Origin of the sequence: Peiella sedimenti (assembly GCF_030504955.1) — a bacterium.
GTDB lineage: Bacteria > Pseudomonadota > Alphaproteobacteria > Caulobacterales > Caulobacteraceae > Brevundimonas > Brevundimonas sedimenti.
The window spans coordinates 84,486-109,780 of sequence record NZ_JAUKTR010000005.1 but is presented as its reverse complement, the minus strand read 5'-3'; the positions used below and the strand labels follow the sequence as shown (position 1 = coordinate 109,780).

The following is a 25,295-nucleotide window of genomic DNA, read 5'->3' as shown; positions in this document are numbered from 1 at the left end:
TTGGGTGCGCCGCTGGCTTGCGAGGTGAGAGGCGGAGGCCAAGCTCTCGCCTACCCCAGCAACCGGCCAGGCCCTCAGAGAGCAGGTGGAACAGGAGGCGCTCGATTGCTGAACCCGTTCGCGCTTCCTCGCGTGTGTGATTTCGTCCTGAAGGTCCGCAACCAGTCAGAAGAAGCGGAAGCGCTACCTAGTCCGCCCGCCGGCTATAGCCTACATCTGGATGTCGTCAGCCAGCTCCCCAGGAGCGCCCACTTTGCTTTCTCCCTCATCAGCCACCCTCTTGATCGAGGTATACAGGTTGAGAAGGCGCAGGTAGAGCTCGTTCGCTTCGGCCACGCTGAGCCGTTCGTTGAACGCGATTTCGTATGATCGGATGAAGTCCTGAAGCTGTTCGCCTTCGAGTAGCATGAGGACAGTGTGCGGCGGCGGCGTCGAGCGCGCACGACGGCGCTGCGTCGCTCCTGAGGACGCGGAAGGCCTTGGTCACCCTCCTTGCCGAAGCGCCGTCGTGCGCCCTCTACGGCGCTCGGCGACAATCTGTCCGGACCCATAGGGCTCGCCCGCTTTCTGGAGCATCGAACAGTTTCGGTGCTCCCGAGAAGCGGGAGATTCATTGTGGAAGAAGTTCATTCCAAGGAGCGGTTCGACGTCTATCGAGCCGTTACGGACAAGATCGTCGAGGCCATAGAGGCGGGAGCAGGGGCGTTCGTTATGCCCTGGCACCAGTCTCGGCTGGGACGGCCGGCGAATGCCGTGAGCAAGGCGCAGTACCAAGGGGTCAACGTCATCGCCCTCTGGGCCGAGGCGATGGTCTGCGGCTACGCGAGCCATTGGTGGGCGACGTACGACCAGTGGCAGCGGCTCGGAGCGCAGGTCGGTCGAGGCCAGCATGGCGCAACCGTTGTCTTCTATCGGTCGCTTGAGGCCGAGAGCGAAGACGAAGAAGAGGAGAAGCGTCCCCGCCTAGTGGCGCGAGCCTTCCGGGTCTTCAATGCGGACCAGGTGCGAGGGTGGGTGGCGCCAGAGCCGGTGTGCATGGGCGAGGCGGCCACTATCGAGGCAGCCGAGGCCTTCGTCGCATCGACCAAAGCAAATGTCAGGCTCGGGGGTGAGGTTGCATGCTTTCGGCCCCTCGAGGATCTGATCCTCATGCCGGAGCGGGAGCGGTTTATAGGCACGGAGACGAGCACCGCGACCGAAGCGTTCTACGCCACACTCTTTCATGAGTTGGTGCACTGGAGCGGCGCTCCGGGTCGCCTCAATCGAGAGTTCGGCCAACGGTTCGGCGACCAAACCTATGCAGCTGAGGAGTTGATTGCGGAACTCGGCGCGGCGTTCCTCTGTGCTGATTACGGCGTCTCGAACAAGCCTCGGCGGGACCACGCTGCGTATCTCACTCACTGGCTTGAGCTCCTGCGGGCCGACAAGCGAGCCATCTTCACGGCTGCGCAGAAGGCCAGGCAGGCGATCACTTACCTGAACAGTCTCGTGCTCAGCGACTGACCTAGAGCCCCTCCGGGGGCTCCTTTTTTGGCCGTCTGGCGCCGGAACGCCGCCGTGCCTGATTGCCCGCCCGGCGTGAACATGAGCGGATGTCCTCCGACCCAAATGCGGTCTCCTATCTCGGAGAAACCACGTTCCGCCGCGCCTACACCAGGTTCGGCATTCGCCAGGCTGACCGGCTCCTCCACGTGCACATCATTGGCAAGACGGGCGTCGGCAAGTCGCGCCTGCTGGAGTCCCTTGTGCGGCAGGACATCGAGGCGGGCCGCGGCTTCGCCCTTGTGGATCCTCACGGAGACTTGGCCGCGCGGGTATGGGAGAGCGCCTCCAACGCCGAGCGCGACCGAATCACCTATCTGAATGGTCCGGACCCTCGACAGCCCTACGGATATAATCCCCTACGGCGGGTGCGAGATGATCGGATACCGCTTGCTGCGTCCGGGCTGCTGGAGACCCTCCGAAAGCTATGGCCGAACGCATGGGGTGTTCGCATGGAGCATGTGCTGCGCAACAGCCTCTATGCCCTTCTGGAAAGAGACGACGTCGACCTCACCGACATCCTGGGGCTCTACAACGACAAGAAGTTCCGGGTCCGCGTAGCCAGAGACATCCGCAACGATGTGGTGCGGGAGTTCTGGAAGGTCGAGTTCGAGAACTATCCTGCCCGGCTCCGCGCGGAGGCGATCGCGCCAATCCAGAACAAGCTCGGAGCGCTTCTGTCCGATCCCACACTCCATCGCATCTTCGTTGCGCCGGCGTCGGACATTCGCTTTCGCCCGCTCATGGACGAAGGGCGAGGCTTGCTCGTGAACCTCTCGCGCGGAGAGCTCGGCGAGGACGCCTCACAAATCCTCGGTGGCTTTATCGTCTCGACGATCGCCATGGCCGCCTTCAGTCGGGCTAACATGCCGGAGCCAGAGCGGCGGCCATTTTTTCTCTACGTAGACGAGTTCCAGAGCTTCACGACGCTCGCATTCGTGAACATGATGGCGGAGCTCCGGAAATACGGCGTTGGTCTCACACTAGCGCATCAGCACCTGCATCAACTGGAGCCGGACATCCGGCATGCGGTGCTTGGAAACGCCGGGACCCTAATCGCCTTCCGTGTGGGCGCCGAAGACGCGCCGTTTATCGGTGCCGAGTTCCAACCGACCTTCGGCGCCCAAGACGTGATGTCGCTTCCGAACCGCCACGCCTATCTCAGGCTGATGATCGATCAGGCTCCCAGCAAGCCGTTCAGCGCCAGGACGCTTGTATTGCTGGTTGGCGTCTAAGCTCGTGCAATTCGGTTGTACTATCTTGAGACAGCGTTCAAGATTTGGGGAGGTGCGAGTTCAGGCGAATAAGGGCACGGCATGTGCGTGTCCGGCGAGGGGGTCCACCGTCCCTTAGATTACCCGTGAATTGTCCCTGCGAGGTGTGCAAAGTCGTGCGGCTTGCGCAGGAGGCCCAAATGCCGTCTCTGAATTTCGCAGTCACTAACGCGGATTATCGCGACCCGAAGCGATTGAAGCAGCTCGCGCTTCAATTCTCCACCGGGGGATACGTGAGACTACCCCAGCTGCTCACCAGTGAGGCCCTCGCGGCACTCACCCATGAGGCGGCGGGCCTATCTCAAGACGCCACAGCTCGCAACTTCGTGATGCCGGGCCTAATGACACCTCGGCGCATGAAGGGAATCGGCGGGAAGTTACTTCGGGAGCGCTCTCAGCTCCTGATGTGGCTTTATGACCATCCTGATGTCGTCCACCTGATTTCTGGCATTTCCGGAGAACGTGCTCAGCCTTGCTCTCACCCTAATGAGTTCATGGTTATGAATATTTTCGATCAGGAGGGAGCGACCCACGGCTGGCACTTCGATGATCCGGCACTTGCTCTCGTTATCGTCGTGGATGCTCCCGCCGCGTCCCAAGGGGGGGTGCTGGAGTTTGTGAGCGACTGCGTCAGAAAGGACCAAAGAGGGGAGCTCGCCCGCTTTGGGGGTGTCACACCCTTCGTTGAAGCTGCGCAAGCAGATGGCCTTCTTCGAAGGAAGCACCACTGTGCCGGTGACGCTTACATGCTTCGCGCAGATCGCTGCCTTCACCGCGTCACGCCGGTGAAGAGCGGCGCCTATCGGGCGATACTGAACCTGGCCTATCAGCTCGGGCCGGAGACTCGCTACGGCGACACAGCCGACATTCTTTATGATCTCGGAAATGGCACCGAGGCAGCCTGAGGATCAGGTACAATGGAGATGACCATGAAGGCATTAATCGACCTGACGCACTCGTTCGACCACAGCATGCCTGTCTACCCAGGTGACGACTGTCCCGAGATCACCCAGATCGCGCGAATTGCCGAGGATGAATACAACGAGTTCTGCTTTCGCGGCGGCATGCACGTCGGCACCCATATAGATGCGCCGCTTCATATGGTAGCGGACGGTCAGCCGGTGTCTGCAATTCCGGTGAGCAGGTTCTTCGGCCGCGGGAGGCTCATCGACGCGCGGGGTAGCTCTGAGATCTCCGTCGACCTCTTGAAGGGAGCACGCGTTGAGCGGGGCGACATCATTGTCGTGCTCACAGGTTGGCACGAACGGTTCCGCAAAGCCGACTATTTTGCTGACCACCCGCTGGTCACCCCGGCCTTCGCGGAAGAACTGATCCGCAAGGAGGTGTCCATTCTCGCACTTGATACACCCACCCCGGATCGCCATCCCTTTCCGATTCACAAGATGCTGCTCGGTAATGGCGTGCTCATCATCGAGAACCTGGCTAATGTCTCCTCCTTGGTTGACCATCCTAGTTTCGAGATAGTTGCTCTGCCCGCAAAGTATCAGTGGGATGGAGCTCCAGTTCGTGTTGTGGCCAAACCAAGCCCTTAGGAGAGCTTAATTGGACCGTCCCCTTCCACGAGTCCGCCTCGCTGAGCGGATCGGGTCCCGGCGCAACGAACTGGGGCTAACACAAAGGGCCCTGTGCAAAGCCACAGGTCTCGATGGGCGAGGGGTCAGCTTATCCAGCCTGAAGAACATGGAAAATGACAAAATTCGCTATGTCCTTCCGAAAAGGCGGCCGACCACCTACCGCGATCCGCCGCTAGAACTTGTGGCAAAAGCGCTGGATGTACCGCTTGGCTATCTGCTTGGCGGCTATAGCAATGATGAAATCGCAGCTTCACATTACGCTGAGGCCGTTCGCGCGGGTCGAATACAGTTGCTGGATGAACTGAGGCCGGCCGCGGACCAAAAGGAGTTACGCATGTTTATTCGGCAGCTACCGACAAATGAGGATGAGATCTTTCAACTGCCACTCTACAGCTTTCAGAACGAGAGAGCGCTAGCTGTTATATTTGCGATTGAAAAGATCTACTGTGGGTACGAGCTGTTGATTGTAAATGAGCCGCCTTTCGTATTGTGGGGAGAAGACGATATCGAGGCGTGGGCAGTCAGTATGAGTATTGCGGGCATCGCTCTTGATGTGTTTTGTGAGGAGTTTGATTCCTACAAAAGATATTTTCGCACATTGATCGAGCGAGGCGAAAAGAACTATAAGGTCGTTGTTAATTTCCCGACGCTGAAAAGATTCCTGAACAGAAAGAGCCGCGCCTCTAGGAGGGCTTGGGTTACAGATGCGGTCGCCTTATTGGGTTTTGAGAACTTTAATATGATTTTCTACCGCCCCCCCGGCGGCGAAAGAACCTATGCTGACGATGAAGGGCTCCATGAGTGCGAAGTTTTGTGCAAGACACGAGAAATTCCCATTTCGTTGGCGGGCATGGTTTCATGTCAGATCATGCAGACGCCGCCTCATGTAAAGCCGACGAGTTACATTATTAGCCCCGCTCCCCGGGACGTCGTGATGGTTCAAAGGGAGTTAAGTCGTATCGATACCATGTGGGCACAGGCGCAGGCGCAGTATCATGACGACTTGGCTCTGCCAACGGGCTCCCCAAGCATCTCCGCTGACATGGTGAGGAACCATACGGCAAATCTCCTGCGGGTCCTTGACCAGCAAGATGGATTAGATATGGATTAGTGACCTTCATCTATATGCATTGCGGGGGCTAAAGTGAGGTTATCAAGGCTAGCTTAGGTGTAATGTAGTCGGATATGTCTTCTCATTAGCACTGTTCAGCACCAGACTTCTGTCACCCTGACGTGTACGTTGGGCACTTAGAAGGAGGCTGGTAATATGACTGGTCCAAGCGAGCCGATACTGCGAAAAGCGATTGACGGCTTGGTTGTGTTAGCGCTGGTGAATGCCTTCCAGGCTGCCGATTCTCCATGGGATATTTGGGTTAGGTTCTGTGCGCTGCCGGAGCTCAGCCAGATTGGCGCTACGACAGTTGTTGTTCTGTTTGGGGCCATGGTGATTTCCACGTCCCGCAGAATGGCGGTCAGGGCTTGGAAGATCATCGCATGTGCCGCGAGGACGATCTACCAAGCCTGGGCATGGATGCAGCGATCAATGGTCAGGCGGAGCCTTGATTGAGCACACGGCCACGCTGTCGAATAATCCTGTCCCTCGAGCGGCCTGTGCTGCCTCAAGGACCTGAGTGAGCTTTGCCTCAGAATAGCCGCCCCGCGAGGGCTCCATTGGAAGGTCTGTGGTGATCATCAAGAGCTTCAGCGGTCCTATTCCGTCAATATCAAACATCCTGGTGTAAACGTCGAGGACGTGAGGAACGGAAGAGGCCCGGAGTCCACCGAAGGTCAGGTCGTCTGACACATCACACCTCCCACCTCGAAATTGGACACACGAACCAAACGTCGGTAGGTCGTATAACATGGATACCGGAGGGCCGCATGAAGCTGCTACTTCGCCGCGAGCAGCGCGCCGCCATCATCGGCTCCAAGCCGGTGTTCGTCCTTAACGTCCGAGCAGACATCAGCGCCGACGAGAAGGCGGCGATTGATCGCTATAAGCTGGCCGACACCGAGCTCTACGCCAGCCACACACTTGTGGACCGCGGTAGCGGCTTGTTGGGGATGGCGACACGCCTTGCCCATAAGGCGATGACCATCAGCGTGACGGTGAGGGACCTCACAGCCGGCAAGAAGATCGAGTGCAAGGACATCGTCGAGATGCTGGCGGTGGAAGAGCAGATCAAGGAGGCCGCCAGGACCTTCGCCCAGGTGCTCGCGGCAGCCGCGCAGTTCGGCGGCGAGGAGGTCGTGGAGCTCTAGCGGGTGAGCTGGGGCAATCTCACCAACTGGCTCGCCGGCGACCAGCGGCTCAAGGAGCTTCAGGAGACGCGGCGCGCTTGGGAGGAGACGGAGGCGCTTTGGCGGGCTTCGCCGCTGGCGGGCGGCCTTGAGGACCTCGCCATCGGCTACGTCCGAGCAGGGCTCCGTCAGGCCGACCGCGCGCCGTCGCTGTCGGTCTTGATCGCCGTCGCCGACGCGACCGAAAAGCTTCTCCACGCCGAGGACATTGAACCGGCCGAAGCTGTCTGGCCGATCATCGAAGGCGACGTGGCCGTCGCGGCCAACTTCCGGAAGCTGACGGAGCGCCGGCGCCGCTGGGCCCAGCATTTCGACCAGATGAGTGGCATCGTTGGCGAGCGGTTCATGGAGCTGTACGGAGTTCTGTTCGAGGCCCTTCCCGAGGCCTGCTTTGGCGACCAGGGCGACATGGACGGCGCGCTCGGCGTTCCTCTGATTGATCTTCTGGAGGACCCGGCAGAGACCATACACCGTATCCTTGTCTTCCCGTTCCACGACGAGACGATGCGCTATGATCTGTTCCTGCGCCTGCGGGAGCAGTTGGGAACGAACATGCTCGTGGCCTCGGGCTTCCGGCCCGATGACAACACCCATGAGCGCGCTAGCCGCCTCATTTCGCCGCAGAACCAGAAGGGCAAGAGCGCGGCCGAACTCGCGCGCCTTTACCTCGGCGGCACCCCGCTCTTGGAGCTCCTGGAGACGCCGGCGCCCTTCCGCATCCCCGACGAGGCGCGGTTCGAGCACTGCCACATCGTCGGCGGCACCGGACACGGCAAGACCCAGCTGATGCAGCGGATGATCCACGCCGATCTGGAGGCGGCGCGGGAGGACAGGCGATCCGTTGTGGTCATCGACAGCCAGGGCGACCTGATCAACAAGCTGCAACGGCTGGCACTGTTTGATCGGTGGGAGCCGGGCAGCCTGGCGGATCGGCTGGTAGTAATCGATCCGGCCGACATCGAGTTCCCGGCGGCGCTCAATCTCTTTGATGCGCATCTGGACCGGCTTCGGGACTACCGCCCCGTGGATCGTGAGCGCGTGCTCAACGGCGTCATAGAGCTTTATGAAACCTTCTTTGGGGCCATGCTCGGCGCGGAGCTCACGCAGAAGCAGGGCGTTATCTTCCGCTATCTGGCGCGCCTCCTGGTGACGATCCCCGGAGCCACCATCCACACCCTGATGCAGCTCATGGAGGATGGTCGTCCCTTTAAGCCGCACATGGCGCGTCTGGAGGGGTCCGCCCGCCACTTCTTTGAGGCGGAATTCTTCCACCCCTCCTTCGCGGCCACCAAGAAACAGATCCTGAAGCGGCTCTGGGGCGTCCTCTCGACGCCGGCGTTCGAGCGCATGTTCGCTCAGGCGGCCAACAAGCTCGACCTCTTCGCGGCCATGAACGAGGGCAAGATCATCCTCGTTTCGACGGCCAAGGACCTTCTCAAGGCGGACGGCAGCGCGCTCTTTGGGCGCTTCTTCATCGCCATGATCGCCCAGGCGGCGCTTGAGCGATCGACCATCGCGCCCGAGGCGCGCACCCCGACCTTTGTCTATGTGGACGAGGCGCAGGAGTATTTCGACGACTCCATCGAGACTATCCTCAACCAGGCGCGCAAGTACCGCGTGGGGCTCACCCTCGCCCACCAGGCGCTCGATCAACTGTCGCCACGCCTGCGCTCGGCGATTCTCGCCAACACCAGCCTGAAGTGCGTCGGCGGCGTCTCAGCCAAGGATGCGCGCGCCCTGGCCGACGAACTGCACACCACTTCAGACTTCATAGAGGGCATGAAGCGGCGGCGAGACCAGACGGAGTTCGCCGTCTGGCTGAAGCACAGTACGCCCCATGCGATCCGCGTCTCGGTTCCCCTCGGGTTCCTGGAACGGCAGCCGCTGCTGACCGAGGAAGCCTTTGCACTGAACCTGGAGTTCAACCGAGTCCGCTATTGCGGCGCGCTGAGCGACATACCGGGCTTCTTACCGGCCCTGCCGGCGCCCGGCGAGGGTCTCGGGCCGAACGCCGTCGCAGATTGGCCCGAATCCCTATCGGCCGCCGAAGCCGGTCCGGTTGCCGACGGCGTGACGACGCCTGCCTCTTCCCCGACGGCCGGATCGGCGCTGGCCGCACCGACGCTGAGGCAGCCGCCTCCATCAGGATCGCTGGCCCCGCCTCACGAGCCGGGAAAGGGCGGATCGCAGCATCGCTATGTCCAGCATTTGCTGAAGGGGCTCGCCGAGGAGCGGGGCTACAAGGCCGTGATTGAGGCGGCGGCGGGTCCCGGACAGGTCGACGTGGCGCTCTATCGCGACGATCTTTCCATCGCCTGCGAGATCTCCGTCACCTCGACGCCGGAGCACGAACTTAAGAACCTGGCCAAGTGCCTCGCCGCGGGCTTTACGCAGGTGTGGGCCCTGGCTCCCGACGAGAAGCGCCTGCGGAGGCTGGAAGCGCGCGCCCGGGAAGCTTTGCCGCAGGCGGATCTTGAGAAGATCAGCTTCCTGACGCCCGATGGTTTCGCGACGGCCCTCGACGCCTTGACGGCTCCCCCGCGCGAAGCCAGCGTCGTGCGGGGCTATCGCGTGAAGGTCTCGCAGACGAGCGTAAGCGCCGCCGAGGCGCGCGACAGGCGCTCTGCCGTGGCGCGGGTGATAGCGCGATCCTCAGGGTCGCTGCCCAAACCGACCTAAGGGAGGCGGCGGCGGAGCCGCAGCCCGGTGGGCGCGTGGCAGGCCGAACGATTGAGCAGCGACTTCCCCCTAGCGGATATTTACGCCGGGTCTGCTAAGAGATTTAGGACGCCGCCCTCCATTTTAGGCGTGCATCGTGGTGACCACGGCGGCCCCCTTTGGTCTTTGCAGCTGCAAGACTGGTCAAGGCCTCGCAACCTCGGCGCCCCCGTTGGCGGTTTTGCGTGGGCACGCTCGAGGCAGGCAGCTCGCCCCTCCTTCAGCGCCGGGGGAACCGTCACACGCCTATGTCTTCTAGCCAGATTATACCGCCCTCTGTTTCGACGCGGAGGCGATAGCGGCCGGGTCGCAGGAATAGAGTTGCTGCGGACATGCCGGCGACGGGGCATTGATCGGCAGGCACAGTGGGCGACCCTTCAGAGGCATGCAGAGCTTGGAGGAGCCGTTCGGATCCGGAGGGATCAGGCGGCAGCGCGATCCTCACGGGAACGCGTCCGGAGGCCTTGGCCAACCAACCCGGTCGTCCATAAACATCCTCGTATCGAGGATGGAAGACCGCCAGATCCATTCCGTTGTCACTACGGCCGCCTCGGACCGTTCCGCCTAGCGCGTCCAGCACGACGATGGGGTCCACGGGCTCGAAACGCTCTAGGACCGCATGCACGGCGGGCGAGTCATCCATAGGCGTCCGTGCTGGCTGCCCGCCTGTCTGGGAAATGGTGAGAGGATCGATGCCTGTCAGTTCGCGTAGCCGCGCCGCGAACATGCGTGCGAGCTCGGGATTGCGGGGATTATCGACAGCGTGGCCGTAGCCACAGAGGCAGAACACCTTCGCCCCAGGATCACGCTCGAACACGTGAGCTACCAAGTTGGACGCCTGCATGGCTTCCCGGTGATTGAGGAGCTCTAGAGAGCTCGGGCTATCGGTTGTGAGAACTTGATCCTGGCGCATCTCGTATGCAGCGAGGCTGAAGCCGAGCCGGCCTGCCTTGCGCACAAGTTCGGCATAGACTGGATCCCGGACGTAGAACCCCATATCGGGCCTGACGGCTTGTCCAGGCGACCAGGCGTTTGCAGACTCTTGGAAGGTCTCGGCTGCGAACCAAGTGAAGCCAAGCGAAGCGAGACCGCTCAGGAGCTCCTCGGCGAACGCGCGGCAGCGTGAAAGGTGATGGGCCTCGTTCAGGATGACCAACCGACGACCTTCCGCCTGTCGCAGGATGTACTCGGCAGCTGGAGCCGACCGGGTCTGGGTCAGGTCAGGTGCTGCCTCCGCGGCCAAGGTGGACCCGCTCGCGCGACGCCGTTCCAGGGACGCCGTCTCGATCTGCGCCGAGATCGTCAATGCGGCCGCCTCGTCGCCAACCATCGCATACATCTGCGCCAACTGCGCTCGTCTGGGGCCGGTCTGAACGCCCCCTGCAATCTCCACCTCGGCGGCGGCCCGCACTTCGGCGAGGGCTGGGAGGTATCGAGCGAGCGGGTCATTCCATGCGTCACCCGGAGCCGCCGCTCTCGCTGACCCCCACGGCCAGAGGAGTGAAAGAGCAAGCGATCCAAATACCAGATCCCGGCGGCCCACAGGCATCATTTTGAGCTCCAATGAAGGCCGTTGATATTTACCTAAGGTGGTGCATATCATCAATGCCGCCGATCTTGGCATACTGGAGGTGGTTATCATGGAAACGAGATCCAGCGTCCCCGAAATGGCTTTCGCAAACAAGCTGCAGCGCCTGTCTGAAGCCGATCTGAACGTAGTGTTCGGCGCCGACACGTGCGACGGCGCTTGGACCGCCAACTGCCGTTGGACGCGGATGGGCGTGCATCAGTCCGACAACGACCAGCTTGATTGTGACGACTTGGTCTGTGACGCGAGCCCCTGCTTCGACTGCTAATGCGTACGAGGGCGGGCGATGCCCGCCCTCGTCCTGTTTTGAAGATGAGCGAAAGTGCATGGTCACTCGGTGTGCGGTTCTATTCGGCCAGGAGACAGACGCACACATACGGCTGATGCGAGATCGATTGATCGCGCGGAGTTTCACCGTCACCGTTTTCGACCACTACAACGACACATTCGCCATCGGCTTGGGGGCGGAGGGTGTCACCTGGCCATTCATGGAGGAGCTTCAGCGGGCCGAGGTCGGTCTCGTATGGCTTCGTCTAAAGCCCCCCTTCGGCCCCGAACTGCGCAGCCGCCATTCTGATGTAGCACGGCATCAATTCTGGCGCGCCGAGTGGCGCGATTGCCTCCATGCGCTCTTTCGAATGATCAGCGAGGAGGCACCGCATATCTACATATCCGGATATGCCGGATCTCAATCGGGCGCGCACTTAAAGGCGTGCCAGTTGAAAGTCGCGTTGCGGCTTGGGTTCAATATTCCCGAGACCGTCATCGGCAACGAGCCGCGAGCCCTAGCGGAGCGGTTCCCCAATACGGTTCTCTACAAACCGGTCTCCGCCCAAAGGTACGATGATCGAGGGCCGCCGCCCGTCGCGCTTTTTGAGACGTCTCAGATCACGGAAAACGAAGCGGCGGTCCGGGCTGTTCCGGGCATTTACCAGAACGAGATTCCAAAAGCTCACGAACTGCGAGTGCACGTGTTCGGGGCGCGAGACGTCTCGGTGCGGATAAACTCCCAGGCGCACCGTGCTACGCAGCTCGATTGGCGGCTGCTGGCAGCGGATCCCACGCTCTACGAGCCTACAGAGATCTCAGAGGATCTTCGGCTGAGACTGGCGGCGTTCCTGGACCACTTCGGTCTTGATAGCGGCGTCTTCGACTTGGCGGTCACCCCTCGGGGCGAGCACATCTTCTTTGAGTGCAATCCGGACGGTCAGTGGGCAGGCCTGGAGGAAGAGTTGGGTCTGCCGCTATCTGAGCATGCAGCCGACGAGCTTGTGCGCCGGGCTGAGAAGACGCAGGGCGCCGCCCGTGAGAAGGGCGTGGCCGCATGACGCTGATCGACCGCACATTGGTGGAGCGGCTGCATCAGCGCCTTCGGGATATGCCATCGACCGAAGGGCAAGAGCAAATTGCAGAAGGATTCGCAGAAGAGCTGGCCGAGACGCTTGTCGATGAGCCCGACGGCGCTGCCCAGACTACCCCGCAGGGAAGACTGGAACTGGCACGTCGTCTCATTCAAGGCATTCTACCGGTTAGTCAATCCGAGTATGAACGTCGCCTTTCAATCTGCCTGGACTGCCCCGAGATCCGTTTCCTGATAGGCAGGGGCGCTAGCACTGTCGCGCCTGGGACGGCGCCGCTGCTCCAGTGCAAAGTCTGCAACTGCGTCATGAACGCCAAGGCGCGGTTGAGGAGCTCCAAGTGCCCACTGGGTAACTTTTGAGATGGATGTCGAACGCGGCGCTGACGCATCTCAGGGGGTCGTATCCTACGGCTTGTTCCGGACGGAGGCCCTTGAGTTTAATCAGCGGCGCCTTCACGGTCGGCCCCTGAACCTTCCCCGGCCCCCAGTCAGGATTCTTCTGGCTCTGTGCGGCGCCCTAACAGCGGCGGTTGGGTCCATTTTTCTGTGGCTGCCCATACCCGAACTCGTTACGGCCAGTGGCCGCGTCGTGCCGACCCAGGGATTGCTAAACGTCGAGACCCCGCAGCCCGGAGTCGTGGCGGCGGTTCACGTACGAGAGGGCGACTCGGTTGAACCAGGCATGGCGCTGGTCACGGTCCGACTCGGGGCCGAGGAGTCCAACCACGCAGCCTCGGTGCATGTGCGCAGCGCTGCAGAGTCTCAAGTGCGGGCTAGCGATGCCGAATTGGCCCAACTGAACAGCGAAGCTGCTGGCTTGTCTAATCAGATTCAAGCGCTCCAGGCCCAACTGCAAAGCCTGGATCGCCAAGCCCTGCTGCAGATCGAGCAGGTGGAAATAGCGCAGCAGCAGTACGAGCGGTCTAGCGAACTCGTCACCCGGGGAATGCTGTCTCAAGCCGCGCTCGACATGCGTCGCAATCAATATCTAAGCGAGCAGCGGAATGCAGCCGCTCTAGATGAGCGAAAAGCCGGCCTCCTTCGCCAACTCGCTGAACTCAGAGCGGCGGCCGCGGCGATCCCGGGCCGGCGGGCCAGAATCACGGCTCTGAGCGATGTCGCGGCGAGCAACTCTCGGCTCGCTACGGCGGCGCTCGAGAGCCAAAGCCGCCTTGTAGTTCGAGCTCCCGCCGCGGGCATTGTTGGCGCCATCACCGCCAGAGCGGGTGAGGCCGTTCAGCCGGCTCGCCCCCTCTTACAGATATCGGCTGGCGCACCGATCGAGGCGGAGGTGCCTATCGCCGCAGACGCTCTGAGTCGCGTGAAGGTCGGGCAGCGGGTGGTGGCCCGCCTAGTTTCCACCGGCGTGGGTGATGGTCGGATCGAGGGCGTCGTCGCCAGCGTATCTGAAACACCAATGCCGAGCACCACTGCCGGCGAGGGGGCGGCGGATTCGATCCGATACCTCGTCCGGGTGAGATTTCCCCCTGGTACCCGCGCTTGGCCGGCCGGGGCGCCCGTTAGGCTGTCCATCGTCAAAGATGCCCGGTCCCTTTTTCAGCGACTCTGGGATCGCAATGAGCAATGAGTACGAAGCGCCGGTCAAAGGTCCCGTTCTTTCGCGCCACCGAGGGGTCTGAGTGCGGCTTAGCGTGCTTGGCCATGGTGCTGGCCCACCACGATGGGCGCTCGACCCTGAGTGCGCTTCGCCAACGATTTCAGACTTCGCTCGCGGGCGTCAATCTGAAGGGTCTCATGGAGGTCGCATCGGCAAGCGGCCTGGCGCCTCGGGCTTATCGCGCCGAGATCGACGAGTTGTCGGTCGTCCGACTGCCGGCGATTCTGCATTGGGATTTCAATCACTTTGTGGTCCTCAGCCACATCGATCGCCATCACGTAGAAATTCTGGACCCTGCAGTGGGTCGGCGTCGCATCAGAAGGACCGAGCTTTCTGCACACTTCACCGGCGTCGTGCTTGAACTTGAGCCGACCTCGTCCGTCACACTGTGCGCGCCGACGCCCCGGGTTCGGCTTTCAACCCTATGGAAGGACGCCGGACCGCTTCGCGCGGCTCTCTTCCAAGTTCTGGCTTTCTCCGCCGCGCTGGGCTGCGTGAGCTTTGTCCTTCCCCTACAAATGCAGTTCATCATCGATCAGGCGGTCGAGCCTGGGATCGTCTCGCTGCTACCGCTGATCGCGGGGGTCTTTTTGCTGCTGGCGGGCCTTCAGCTCATGATCGAGTTCGTCCGCGCCTGGATCATACAGTACTACGCGAGCCACCTCTCCTATGAAGCGGCAGGCAATGTTTTCAGACACTTGGTCCGGCTGCCCATCACCTTCTTCGAGGGCCGGCGCATGGGAGACATCGCGTCTCGCTTCCAAGGCGTTTCTCAGATCAATGAGATCATCCTGAGCGGCGCGGTGGCTGCGCTCATCGACACTGTGGTGGCGCTGTTGGCCCTCGCGATCCTTTTTCATTATTCCGTCTGGCTGGGTCTTATAACCCTCGTCTCGACGGCTGTCGCAGGCGGCGTGACGTGGGCCCTTCAGGGCCGGATCAATGCGTTAGTGGACGCCAGCATCTCCGACCGGAGTCACGAGCAAAGCATACTTTTTGAGACGCTTCGGAGCATTCTCCCGATTAAACTGAATGCGCGAGAGGCCGAACGGGAGACCTTGTGGCGTAACCAACTGGCGCAAGCCCTGGCTTCGGCGTTTTCGCTGGCCAGGTTCCGCACTCTTCAGTCCCAGGCAGGCGCGGGGATATCGTCGGCGTCGACGGTCCTCCTCATGGCGGCTGGCGCTTACCTCGTAATCAATGACGAACTTACGCTTGGCATGCTTTTGGCCGCATTCGTCTATAGGGGCCTAGCCTCGGAGAAGCTGCTTCGCCTGCTCACCACGTACGGCCAGCTGCAGATGGTGAAGGTCCTGCTCGAGCGGCTGTCGGAGATTGTCTCCACCCCGGCCGAGGCGACTGAAGTCGCAGCTCTAACAGAGCCGATCGGGGGCGATATCCGGCTCGTCGATGTGAGCTTTCGGTACGGCGCCACCGACCGCCCGGTGCTCAAGGGCGTCAATCTGCATATACCATCCGGCGATTATGTAGCGATCACCGGGCCGTCGGGTTCAGGCAAGTCGACACTACTCAAGCTGATCTTGGGGTTGTACACGCCCAGTTCTGGACACGTGGAGCTGGACGGTGCGGTCGCATCGCCTGAGCTTTGGCGGGCGTGGCGGCGCTCGATTGGTCTCGTAACCCAAGAAGATCATCTAGCCGCAGGCTCTATCGCCGATAACATCAATTTCTTTAGTCCCGACGTGAATCGAGAGCGCCTGCACCGCGCTGCGCAGACGGCTCAGGTGCACGACGAAATCATGGCGATGCCCATGAACTATCAGTCATTGATCGGTGAACTCGGCGCGGCTTTGTCGAGCGGGCAAAAGCAGCGGATTCTCCTCGCCAGGGCGTTCTACAATGATCCTGCCCTCCTCGTGTTCGACGAAGGAACTGCAAATCTGGATGCATCCAACGAGGATCGGATTGCTGACATCGTCGCCGGTCTCAATATCACCCGGATCGTGGTGTCTCATCGACCAGCATTGGTGAGGCGCGCAAAAAGGGTCTTTGAGGTCCGCGGAGGCGACGTTTGCGAAGTGCAGCTACCGAGTTCTCGCATCGCCCAAAATATAGCTTAGCCAATGGCGTGCTCTCGGACAGCTCATGTCGGCGGCTAAACATAGCCCCTGGCAAGATTTCGACGCCCGGGGTCTCAAATCAAAGGGGTGGACAGCCTAGAGCTAGATCGAGCGAGGCGAAGGTGCGCTCAGCGAGCCTTGGAAAAATGGTCAGATTGGTGCGAAGCTCCACTTCTTCGAGCGAAACGCGCATGTCGCAGTAGTTGGCGCTCCGCAGGGTCTCCTGTGGGAAGATGAAGGCCGACATTCGGCCGTCTTCGGTCGCGATGACTTTCCAATAGCCGGACGGCACCCGGTGCCGCTCGGCCCCCCTCGGCATCGGGAGCGGCTGGAGCACGCGCTCGTACAGCGGCCCTGTGAGCACATAGAGCACCTCAGGATCCGTCGCTCGGGTCGCGAGGTTCCGCTCCTGCGCCTCAAGGTGTTGCCAGGAGGCTTGGTTCAGTGCGGCCCGCTGGGGGGTGATGTTTGAAAGAAGGTTTGTGTCCTCCGCGTACGGGGTGCCAGACAGTGCGGCGAGGGGCGCCTGGTGGCCGCGATCTATCGAGAGCGCGCGGGGCGCATCGTCATAGTCGTTCGGCTCCAAAGTCTCATCATCGGCCAGCCATGGATCGGCTCGCCAGCGTCGGCTTTCAGATGCGCCGACAGTGCTTGCGGTAACTCGGTAGGCGACCCAGTCGGCGAACTTCGTCCGATCGTTCGAGGACAGCGTGTAGATTTCCCGAACGACGAGGTCGTTCGTCGCTGGCGTTCCCATCGGGCAGCCATGAAGGCAATGGAAGGTGTGGATCTCAGCGTCGTCGGCGGCCGCGGCTCCGGCGGTGAGAAGCCAGGTCAGACCCAGCATCATAATGGTGGTGCGCATACCTGTGAGCCTCCTATAAAGTAGTATGGGGTGAGTCGAGCGATTCAGTGAGGGGATGCGCCCGCCCTTGACGGGACGTCCCGCTACTCAAGCGGGGCAAGAACGGAGAGCATGATGAAGCGTCTGGTTTTCTGCTTTGACGGCACGGGCAACACGCTCGATCGACCCCACCCGACGAATGTGGCCATCACGGCGGCTGGCGTGAAGAACACGGCGAAGGGCGGCGTGGCTCAGATCGTGTATTACGATGAGGGGGTCGGCACCGGGACCTGGCGCGACAAGATGGTGGGCGGCGCGACCGGCAAGGGTCTCTACGAGCGTGTCGTGGAGGGGTACAAAGCGCTCGTCTTCAACTACGAACCCGGGGATGAGATCTTCATCTTCGGCTTCTCACGCGGCGCCTACACCGCCCGCTCGTTCGCTGGCCTCATTCAGCACGTGGGCATCGTCAACAGCTGCTATGCCGACAAAATTCACGTGGCCGCATCTCTGTACGAGCGCCGTGAGAAAAAGGACGCCATCGAGGAGCTGGACGAAATCAACCGCTTCCGCGCCCAGTTCGCGCCTGACGTCTGCGCCAGCGAGCAGGACCGCGCTTGGCGCCTCAAGAACGGCGGGGCGGCTGGAGCCGACAAGCTCCCAATCGTGGGGATCAAGTACATTGGCGTCTGGGACACGGTGAAGACCCTTGGCGACCCCATGCTCGGGGACGACGACGGCGATGGGGAGTACGACGCGGCCGAGTTCCACGACCATCGGCTACATCCTTCTGTGGAGGCGGCCCGGCACGCAGTGGCCATCGACGAGCGCCGGAAGAAGTTTGACGTGACACTTTGGGATAACGTCGACGAACTCAACGAGAAACGCGGCGCCTCAATCAATGACTCTGATCGGCCGTACCAGCAGCAGTGGTTCCCTGGAGACCATGGTTCGGTCGGTGGCGGAGGTGAGATCCGTGGCTTGTCGGACGAGGCCCTGGAGTGGGTGTGGGAGGGGGCAAAGAAACAGGGTCTCGCGCTCGACGCCTCTTCGTACTCGAAGATCTGGGGTATCCGACCGGACGTGCTTGCCCCAACGGTCAACACGGCTGAGAAGAAGTGGGATATTGCCTCGGTTGTGATGCGCAATCTGCCCAAGCATGATCGTCGTGGGCCCACGGCAATGCATGAGGTCTCCACCGCAGCCATCGTCCGCTGGGCTGCGCCAGAGGGATCTGACCGCCCGCTTTGGCGACCGAAGCCGTTGGAAGATATTCGGGCGCAGATGGATAGAGCTGCGGCGTCGTATCTTCCATGGGAGTTCGTGGCGCGCGGCGGATACGAGCCGGCGGAACTCCCTCCCGCAGTCGATGGTCAAGGAAACCCCCTTCGCCGATACGTCGTCCCTGCGGGCTCTACGCTCGCCGAGATCGCGGAGAACCAGCTCGGCAATAGGGCCCGTGCTGATGAGATACTGGCCTTGAACCGTACGACCATTCTCGACTCCGATCGCTACTACGCTGGGCAGATCGTCAATCTGCCTGAGGCGTAGTCACTGGCCTCCGGCCTTGTTGTACGAGCGGATAAAGTCGGACTTGGTATCCGCGTGTCAGCGGACACGCTCCGAGGATCGGCGGGCCGCGGGGCGTTCACCGGGAATACCGGAGGTAGTCATGACGAATCGGCGGATATCATGTTAGTTGTCTTCGGACTCCTGCGCTGATATCTGTCAGGCGACGGAGGGGACCATGCCATTCGCTAAGGACGACTGTGTCGCCATTTTGACCGTTCGCGACACAGGCGTCGTGACGGTGTGCCATCCGACGCCGGAGTACGACGTCCTACGCGATCAGGCGCGGGCCACGGGGATCTTTCCAGAGCCCGACTTGGCCCTATTGGCGGAAGGATCGAAGGTCGTACATCGCCAACTAGTTCCGCTGGGGTCGCCTCACGCCACGCTTCTGGTCAGCATCTATAAGCACCGGAAGGGGCGGCGGAAGGTCAAGACGACCGCCTACCGCATTCGCGGCGGTCATAATATGGGCCGTTTCCCGCGGTGACGCGGGCCTTGGGCCAGCGGGCCGCCGCCCTTTCGGGCGCGGCGATCCTCCTCAAGACGCTGGAGCGCGCCGCAGACACGCCCAATCTAACCGGCTGGTGGGCTCTAGCGGGCGCGGAGCATGCGGCCGTGTTGACGGCCGCCGCTTCCCTTGTCGTCACTGCCTACTTCGTGCTGCGCGTATGGGAGGACCGGCTTGCCTCCCAACTGGACCATCAGGTCGCGCAAGTGACCGGGGCCGGCTCCCAGGCGCAGTCGCTGCCAGATGAGCTTGGGGCGAACCTCGAAGGAAATGCTCGGCTTCAGGCTGCCGTCAAATCGGCTATCGCCCTTTTCGACATCTGGGTGCCGCTTGTGATGGCCGGGGCCGTGGTCTTCATGTTCGCGACTGACTTCCGCGAGATCGGCTTGCGGCTCTTAACCATGCTATAACCAGATATAGTTATCCACTGCATGCGAAGCACTACAGTTTGCGGTAGACTGAATCGGGCGAGCATGGAGGGTCCCGTGTCTTCAACTGCAACTTTCACATTCGTTGATCCCAGTGGGCGGCGCGAAAAGGCACTACGCCGACAAAATCCGGACGGTACGATCGGCGGTTGGGTGGCGGCCTCGGCGCGCGTGCATGAAACAGCTATCGTTGAGGTCGACGCCGTGGTCGAGCCAGGCGCTGTTGTTGAGGCTGGCCGCCGGATCAAGAACGGCCAAGTGGCGGCGCGGTAGCCGGTCTTCCGGTCATTAGTCCTTTCAGAGGCGGCAGCTGCCGCCTCTTTTTTCATCCCGGGACGCAGCGCTTCGGCCCCCTGGAGCATGACAAGGGGACACGGGGTTCGCTGTCAGACAGCTAGATTTCAGTCGTCGTGGTCGGACCCGTCTGAGATCCAGTTCTTCGGCTGGGCCATGCTCCGGACGAGTTTAACGACCGCCGTACGAAGCTCCGAGTTGGGGAGCGCGGCATAGGCCTCGAGCAAGCGGTCGGCGCCCGGCAGCATAAGCTGAGCCATCAAGGGCGTGTCCTGCGTCTCTTCTTCTCCCACCAGCCAGGCGACTGTGCAGTCCAGCTCCTTCGCGATCCTAAGCAGAGTGCGCCCGGACACGCGCGTCGCGCCACGCTCGTATTTCTGGATCTGCTGCATCGACAGATCGAGCGCTCGCCCGAGCTGAGTTTGCGTGAGGCCCATGGTCGTGCGCCGCATGCGAATGCGAACCCCCACGGCCGCGTCGAGCGGGTCAGGGGCTTCCGACATCAGCCTTGTCTCGGATATACATCAAAAAAGTTCCGTTAGGTGAGCTTGCGAGATGGGGGGGACGCGGGGGCGTCACGACGGTCTGGACAGCCTCACGGCGCGTGAGCGTGAGGCGCTTCGACTCGTGGCGCAACACCAGCAATCCAAAGAGATCGCGCGGCTCCTGTCTATCTCCAGCGAGACCGTCGACAAGCACATTTCCAATGCCTGCCGCAAGCTCGGCGTCTCGACCCGCCGCCAAGCCGTACGCGCCTTGCTCGCCGTCCAGGAGGGTGGCGGCCTACCGGATAAACCGGGATACGCCCCATCCGGTATGTCCGCAGCTCGTTCATCAGGCTCACTCTCCCCGACGTCACATGGGGAGGGACCGGCCGGAAATGTCGGAGCAGGTGAAGCGAAGCACGATCCAGGCGGCGGCTCGGCTGCGGCGGGACGTCGGCAGGTTCGAGGACCGGTGGCCGGTGATCTCGGCGTCGGCGTTTCCGCCGCTGAGCTTCACCTGGGAACAGCTGGAGCGACAACTCTCCAGCCTAGCTACGACGCCGGTCAAGCAGCGGATGGCGAGCGATCTGGTCTCGGGGACGCGAAAGCAGGCCTGGGCCAAGCCCTCGGAAATGGTGCTACAGGAAATTCTCCTGATCGCCGCCATCCTGGCCGACGATGGGTTCAACCCCTCGCAAGAGGAGGACTCGGACCCAATGACCTGAACCTTTACCAGCGCGTGGGGCTGATGCTCTTGGTGGCAGCCGTGACCGCCGTCGCCCTCGGAGCCGGATTAGCCGGCATCCTGGCCCTCCTCCACGCAATACAGAGCCTCTCGGCGGCCTGAGGCCGAGCCTCCATCAAGAACCACAGTCATCAAGACGCGCCGAGGCTTCGGTGCGCAAGGAGCCCTTATGTCTGAACGCCATGAGATCGCCGCCGATGTGGCGGAAAAGCTGTTTGAAGCCGAACTGGCCATCGACCAGGCGCTGAGCAAGACTGCTGAATTGGCCAGTCTTCTGCCCCGCGCCCGCCTTCGGGCCCGTCTGGCCGCGTGCGTCGGGCAACCTGCCTTCGACGGCGCCGCCGGCGCGATCAACTCCCTTTCTGAGGCTCGCCGCTCCATCGTGGTGACCCACGAAGAATTGGCCGCTGCGCATCGCCGCATTGGTCTTGGTCGCTTCGCCAGCGGACCGGGCTTGGAGAAACCTGAGGATGGAATACCGGCCAAGACCGGATTCCAGGCAGTCGAGGGCGGCAAGGCCGCCTAAGGCTTGCCACCAGAATCGAGTCCGGCACAGTGGCGGTGGTCTGAAGGAGGCCGCCGCCATGACGGACTTTCTCCACGCTACCTTGGGTTTGGTCGACAGCTTGCATCAGCTTGTGGCGGCCATAGTCGTGCTCATTGTTTGCGGCTTGGCTTGGGTGTTCGGACGTTCACCCGAGCGCTGGGGGGCAACGGCCATCTTTCTCGCATACATTGCTGCCCCGATCATGCAGGACACTACGGACTGGGTCTCGCCACAGATCGGCCTGATGGGCGTCGACCTCGCGCTCCTTGCGGTCATGATCTGGCTTGCGCTGCGCACCAACCGGTTCTGGCCCACGGCGGCGGCGGGCCTGCACTTGCTCTCCCTCCTCGCACATGTCGCGTTTATCCTGGACGCTGGCGTGTTGGCGTTGGCCTACATCATTGTGCTTAATCTGATCGGCTATCTGGTGCTCGCTGCGCTCGCTGTCGGGGTCTTCGAAGGCCGGCGGCTCGATCATCTGAACCCACGCAGCGCGTGAGGTCGCCCCCCCCCCGCCAGCCGCTGCGGTGGCGGCGCAGCGTCTACGGCGACATCTCCCTGGTCGTCAGTACACAAGCTCGAAGGGCGAACGGGCAGTGCGAACGTATCTAAGCGCGTCGGGTGGATGTTCGAATGCTCAACGGCGGGCTAAAGAACGTATTGCAGAAGGGTACGCGGTTGCGATGCGGCACCTAAGGAACGCCGACAGGTCTGGAACCGAGCCCCGCGCCACCCTCCACTCGCCACGTTCCCATCGCCGCCATGTTCCTTCGTCCACGCCGACTAGTCTCGCGGCCTGATCAATCCTTACACCCCGACGCCTGCGCTCCAGACGTAGTCGCTCACCCAACGAGTTGGGCTCCGACCATGGCTCATAGCCGAGATAGGCGATGAGTGCGGGATAGAAGTGGATGAACGGCTCGCGCTCATCGCGCTCCCAAAACATCCACGACTTCGCATCGCTGCCTACAACGGCAGCAGCATCCACCACTCGATGCCCTAAGGCCAGGCGCCGAGCCCGGAGGTGGCGACCAAGCGACGCCCCTTCCCCGAGCACAAATTCCGCTCTCCGGACCCGAAGTTTGTTCTTTGAGGCGGCCAACAAAATGGCAACACGACCATGCCGCTGCGGGCTGGGCGGTCCCGGGCGCGGCGCCTGCGGCAAGGCCCCCCGCTGCCAGAAGGACTATCAGAACCGCGTCTCCGGACCTCTGATCGACCGCATCGACCTGCAGGTGGACATGCCCCCGGTGACCCCCGCCGACATGGCCCTGCCGGCGAATGGAGAGACCTCGGCCGAGGTGGCCGCTCGCGTGGCGCGCGCGCGGGATGTCCAGATCAGCCGGGCCGCCGCCCACGGCCTGAAGCCCGAGGACGGGACCAACGCCCGCATCCCGGCCTCGGTGCTGGAGGGCGAGGCGGGGCCGGAGGCGCCTGCGCGGGATCTGCTGCTGCGCGCGGCGGAAGCGGGCGGCCTGACCGCGCGGGGCTGGACGCGCACCCTGCGGCTGGCCCGCACGATCGCCGATCTGGAAGGGGCGGGCCCGATCCTTCGCCGCCATGTGGCCGAGGCCTTGATCTATCGTCGTGTGGGCCCGGACGCCGAGGCCGAGCCCGCCGTGCCGCCCTCGCCCCTGCGCGCGGTGGTGTGACGACGCACAAGCGTCGTTTGCCCGTCGCAGAATCAGGCCTATCGTGAACCGAAGCGGCGTTCGCGCGCTGCTGCATGAGAAGGAGGCGGCGTCTTCAGGTTCGCGGCGTTCCAGCATGAAAACGGCCTGGCATGGAGACATCCATGCAGGTCCTGACCCGCCCGCCATCGGGCTGGCCGGCCCTGGTGCTGAACGCCGATTTCCGGCCGCTGTCCTACTACCCTCTCTCGGTCTGGCCCTGGCAGGAGGCCGTCAAGGCCGTATTCCAGGACCGCGTGGACGTCATCCAGAGCTACGACAAGGTCGTGCGCTCGCCCTCGGTGAGCTTCCAGCTGCCCAGCGTGGTCTCGCTGAAAAGCTATGTGGAGCAGGCGCGCAGCCCCGCCTTCACCCGATTCAACGTCTTCCTCCGCGACGGCTTCGCCTGTCAGTATTGCGGAGCCAGGGGTGAGCTGACCTTCGACCACGTCGTCCCCCGATCCCGGGGTGGGCGGACCACTTGGGAGAACATCGTCGCCGCCTGCGCGCCCTGTAACCTCAGGAAGGGCGGCCGCACCCCACGCGAGGCGCACATGCAGCCCATGAAGGCGCCGCTGCGGCCAAGCATGCATCGTCTCCAGGAGGCCGGGCGGCGGTTTCCGCCGCACTATCTGCACCAGAGCTGGATGGACTACCTCTACTGGGACATCGAGCTGGAGGCGTAAGTCCGGCACCGACCTTGCGTGACCAAAGCTTAACTCGACCGGGGCGGCGAGACCGACCTAGCGTGGCGCGGCTATCGCTTGGGAGGGTGGAGCATGCGGCTGTCGATAGGGGCGTCCTTGGCGGCGCTGGCTCTGGCGGGGATTCTGCCGGCAAGCGCTCAGGAACACGGCGCTTCTCCAACCGTAGAGGCGGCTGAAGCGGCGCCCAGCGCCGCCGGAGATCTGGCCTCGATCCGCGCCTTCGTTGAGGGTGACGCCGCCTACACGCCGGAAGAACGAGCGCGGGCCCTCGCTCGGCTTGATGAACTGGAGCCGCGGGCGACCCGAATAGCCCCGAATGCGGTGCGGCTGGCGGCTGCCGAGATCGCGGCTTTCGCCGACAACGGCCACACCCTCATGATCCCCACCGTGCTGGCGAGGGACAACGCTCTGCTGCCCTACACTTTGCATGTGTTCCAGGGGCGCATCTACGTCATCGACTCCGCCGGAGATGATGAACTGACCGGCGCCGAACTAATCGCCATGGACGGCCGCCCCGTTCCCGACCTGCGCGCCGCCTACAACCGCTACCAAGGGGGCGAGCAGTCGTGGAAGGATCAATTCCTCCCGGTGTTTCTCCGCACCCCCGCCATCCTCGCCGAGGCCGGGTTGATCTCAAACGCTGACCGGCCGACCCTGCGCTTCCGGACAGAGGGCGGACGTGAAGTCGAGCGCAGTCCGAATCTCATCGCCGCGCCGCCTTTGAACCCGTTCCGGTCCCGCCTGCTTGATGCGCCCCGTGACGGCGCCGTCCCCGCATATCTGAGCCGCCCGGATCAGACGTTTTTCACTCAGGAGATGCCCGAGTTCCAGGCACTCTATTTCGCCATGCGCGCCACCCGCGACGGGCGGGGACAGCCCATCGCCGAGGCGCTCGCGGCCGCAGAAGCTGAAATCCGCGACGTCCGGCCCCGAAACGTCATTATTGATCTGCGTCTCAATGGGGGCGGGGACCTGAACACGGCGCGGAACTTCATGAAGACTCTACCGACCCTGATCCCCGAGGGCGGCCGGATCTTCGCCCTGACGTCGGGTCAGACCTTTTCGGCCGCGATCGCCAGCCTGGGCTATCTGAAGGAGGCCGGCGGCGATCGCGTCGTCATTGTCGGTGAACCCGTGGGCGACCGGCTGGAGTTCTGGGCCGAGGGCGATGTGATGGAACTTCCCTATTCCGGCGGCCTGTTGCTGCAGGCGACGGAGCGGCACAACTACATGACCGGCTGTCCGGAGGAAGATTGCCACGGCAACATCCGCCGCAATCCGATCCGCGTGAGCAGCCTACAGCCGGACATCCCCGCGCCGCTGACCATCGAGGCCTGGCTGGAAGGCCGCGATCCCGCGCTCGAGGCGATCGCCGCCTGGCGCGCCGCCAATCCCTAGGGCGCAACAGAAAAGGGCCG

The 25,295-nt window shown here is 62.5% G+C and carries 24 protein-coding genes and 2 pseudogenes; 21 read left to right on the top strand and 5 right to left on the bottom strand.

Annotation, left to right across the window (positions count from 1 at the left end; translation table 11 throughout):
* Window positions 1-210: 210 nt before the first annotated feature.
* Window positions 211-408 carry a hypothetical protein gene (locus Q0812_RS11830; protein WP_302110546.1) on the bottom strand — a complete coding sequence of 66 codons (198 nt, stop codon included), beginning with the start codon at window positions 406-408 and terminating at the stop codon, window positions 211-213.
* Between the two features lie 207 nt (window positions 409-615).
* Between Q0812_RS11830 and Q0812_RS11825 the strand changes: the two genes are divergently transcribed.
* From Q0812_RS11825 to Q0812_RS11795, 7 genes are all read left to right on the top strand, one after another.
* Entirely contained in the window at window positions 616-1,503 is an 888-nt protein-coding gene (locus Q0812_RS11825) for an ArdC family protein (protein ID WP_302110545.1), read from the top strand.
* Window positions 1,504-1,592: 89 nt separating this feature from the next.
* Entirely contained in the window at window positions 1,593-2,777 is a 1,185-nt protein-coding gene (locus Q0812_RS11820; protein ID WP_302110544.1) for a type IV secretory system conjugative DNA transfer family protein, read from the top strand.
* A 179-nt stretch (window positions 2,778-2,956) separates the two neighbouring features.
* A complete protein-coding gene (locus tag Q0812_RS11815; RefSeq protein WP_302110543.1) occupies window positions 2,957-3,721 on the top strand; it encodes a HalD/BesD family halogenase in 765 nt (254 codons plus the stop codon).
* Between the two features lie 12 nt (window positions 3,722-3,733).
* Window positions 3,734-4,369 carry a cyclase family protein gene (locus Q0812_RS11810; protein WP_302110542.1) on the top strand — a complete coding sequence of 212 codons (636 nt, stop codon included), beginning with the start codon at window positions 3,734-3,736 and terminating at the stop codon, window positions 4,367-4,369.
* Between the two features lie 148 nt (window positions 4,370-4,517).
* Complete coding sequence (locus tag Q0812_RS11805; RefSeq protein WP_302110541.1) at window positions 4,518-5,522, top strand: hypothetical protein; 1,005 nt, start codon at window positions 4,518-4,520, stop codon at window positions 5,520-5,522.
* 770 nt (window positions 5,523-6,292) lie between these two features.
* Window positions 6,293-6,673 (top strand): hypothetical protein, encoded by a 381-nt coding sequence (locus Q0812_RS11800; protein ID WP_302110540.1) that lies wholly within the window; start codon window positions 6,293-6,295, stop codon window positions 6,671-6,673.
* A gap of 3 nt (window positions 6,674-6,676) precedes the next feature.
* Window positions 6,677-9,391 (top strand): type IV secretory system conjugative DNA transfer family protein, encoded by a 2,715-nt coding sequence (locus tag Q0812_RS11795; protein WP_302110539.1) that lies wholly within the window; start codon window positions 6,677-6,679, stop codon window positions 9,389-9,391.
* Between the two features lie 277 nt (window positions 9,392-9,668).
* On the opposite strand, the gene Q0812_RS11790 is transcribed toward Q0812_RS11795, so the two are convergent.
* Window positions 9,669-10,778 (bottom strand): hypothetical protein, encoded by a 1,110-nt coding sequence (locus Q0812_RS11790; RefSeq protein ID WP_302110538.1) that lies wholly within the window; start codon window positions 10,776-10,778, stop codon window positions 9,669-9,671.
* A gap of 241 nt (window positions 10,779-11,019) precedes the next feature.
* On the opposite strand from Q0812_RS11790, the gene Q0812_RS11785 reads away from it, so the two are divergent.
* From Q0812_RS11785 to Q0812_RS11765, 5 genes are all read left to right on the top strand, one after another.
* Window positions 11,020-11,286, top strand: coding sequence for a hypothetical protein (locus tag Q0812_RS11785; RefSeq protein ID WP_302110537.1), 267 nt, complete (start codon window positions 11,020-11,022; stop codon window positions 11,284-11,286).
* Window positions 11,287-11,401: 115 nt separating this feature from the next.
* A complete protein-coding gene (locus Q0812_RS11780; protein ID WP_302110536.1) occupies window positions 11,402-12,346 on the top strand; it encodes an MvdC/MvdD family ATP grasp protein in 945 nt (314 codons plus the stop codon).
* A complete protein-coding gene (locus tag Q0812_RS11775; protein ID WP_302110535.1) occupies window positions 12,343-12,738 on the top strand; it encodes a hypothetical protein in 396 nt (131 codons plus the stop codon). The genes Q0812_RS11780 and Q0812_RS11775 overlap by 4 nt, the downstream gene beginning before the upstream one ends.
* Before the next feature lie 322 nt (window positions 12,739-13,060).
* On the top strand, window positions 13,061-13,966 hold the full coding sequence (locus Q0812_RS11770; RefSeq protein ID WP_302110534.1) for an HlyD family secretion protein: 906 nt from the start codon (window positions 13,061-13,063) through the stop codon (window positions 13,964-13,966).
* Window positions 13,963-16,077 (top strand): peptidase domain-containing ABC transporter, encoded by a 2,115-nt coding sequence (locus Q0812_RS11765; RefSeq protein WP_302110533.1) that lies wholly within the window; start codon window positions 13,963-13,965, stop codon window positions 16,075-16,077. Before Q0812_RS11770 ends, Q0812_RS11765 begins: the two co-directional genes overlap by 4 nt.
* Before the next feature lie 79 nt (window positions 16,078-16,156).
* On the opposite strand, the gene Q0812_RS11760 is transcribed toward Q0812_RS11765, so the two are convergent.
* Window positions 16,157-16,942 (bottom strand): DNA/RNA non-specific endonuclease, encoded by a 786-nt coding sequence (locus Q0812_RS11760; RefSeq protein ID WP_302110532.1) that lies wholly within the window; start codon window positions 16,940-16,942, stop codon window positions 16,157-16,159.
* 111 nt (window positions 16,943-17,053) lie between these two features.
* Here Q0812_RS11760 and Q0812_RS11755 point away from each other — a divergent pair, with 111 nt between their 5' ends.
* Both Q0812_RS11755 and Q0812_RS11750 read left to right on the top strand, forming a co-directional pair.
* Window positions 17,054-18,472: a phospholipase effector Tle1 domain-containing protein gene (locus Q0812_RS11755; protein ID WP_302110531.1), complete on the top strand. Its 1,419-nt coding sequence runs from the start codon at window positions 17,054-17,056 to the stop codon at window positions 18,470-18,472.
* Between the two features lie 516 nt (window positions 18,473-18,988).
* Complete coding sequence (locus tag Q0812_RS11750) at window positions 18,989-19,411, top strand: hypothetical protein (protein WP_302110530.1); 423 nt, start codon at window positions 18,989-18,991, stop codon at window positions 19,409-19,411.
* Between the two features lie 419 nt (window positions 19,412-19,830).
* Here Q0812_RS11750 and Q0812_RS11745 read toward each other — a convergent pair whose 3' ends face one another.
* Window positions 19,831-20,226 (bottom strand): helix-turn-helix domain-containing protein, encoded by a 396-nt coding sequence (locus Q0812_RS11745; RefSeq protein WP_302110529.1) that lies wholly within the window; start codon window positions 20,224-20,226, stop codon window positions 19,831-19,833.
* Window positions 20,227-20,278: 52 nt separating this feature from the next.
* Between Q0812_RS11745 and Q0812_RS11740 the strand changes: the two are divergent.
* From Q0812_RS11740 to Q0812_RS11725, 4 genes and pseudogenes are all read left to right on the top strand, one after another.
* Window positions 20,279-20,464: pseudogene (locus Q0812_RS11740) on the top strand (LuxR C-terminal-related transcriptional regulator); the annotation flags it as partial.
* A 139-nt stretch (window positions 20,465-20,603) separates the two neighbouring features.
* Complete coding sequence (locus Q0812_RS11735) at window positions 20,604-20,933, top strand: hypothetical protein (protein WP_302110528.1); 330 nt, start codon at window positions 20,604-20,606, stop codon at window positions 20,931-20,933.
* A gap of 189 nt (window positions 20,934-21,122) precedes the next feature.
* Complete coding sequence (locus tag Q0812_RS11730) at window positions 21,123-21,479, top strand: hypothetical protein (RefSeq protein ID WP_302110527.1); 357 nt, start codon at window positions 21,123-21,125, stop codon at window positions 21,477-21,479.
* 58 nt (window positions 21,480-21,537) lie between these two features.
* Complete coding sequence (locus Q0812_RS11725; RefSeq protein WP_302110526.1) at window positions 21,538-21,999, top strand: hypothetical protein; 462 nt, start codon at window positions 21,538-21,540, stop codon at window positions 21,997-21,999.
* 138 nt (window positions 22,000-22,137) lie between these two features.
* Here Q0812_RS11725 and Q0812_RS13775 read toward each other — a convergent pair whose 3' ends face one another.
* Complete coding sequence (locus Q0812_RS13775; protein WP_425281572.1) at window positions 22,138-22,446, bottom strand: helix-turn-helix domain-containing protein; 309 nt, start codon at window positions 22,444-22,446, stop codon at window positions 22,138-22,140.
* Window positions 22,447-22,609: 163 nt separating this feature from the next.
* Here Q0812_RS13775 and Q0812_RS11720 point away from each other — a divergent pair.
* From Q0812_RS11720 to Q0812_RS11710, 3 genes and pseudogenes are all read left to right on the top strand, one after another.
* Window positions 22,610-23,152: pseudogene (locus Q0812_RS11720) on the top strand (magnesium chelatase subunit ChlI family protein); the annotation flags it as partial.
* A 143-nt stretch (window positions 23,153-23,295) separates the two neighbouring features.
* Entirely contained in the window at window positions 23,296-23,856 is a 561-nt protein-coding gene (locus tag Q0812_RS11715) for an HNH endonuclease (protein WP_302110525.1), read from the top strand.
* A gap of 93 nt (window positions 23,857-23,949) precedes the next feature.
* Window positions 23,950-25,275, top strand: a complete 1,326-nt coding sequence (locus Q0812_RS11710) for a S41 family peptidase (protein ID WP_302110524.1) — start codon at window positions 23,950-23,952, stop codon at window positions 25,273-25,275.
* The last annotated feature ends 20 nt before the right edge of the window (window positions 25,276-25,295 follow it).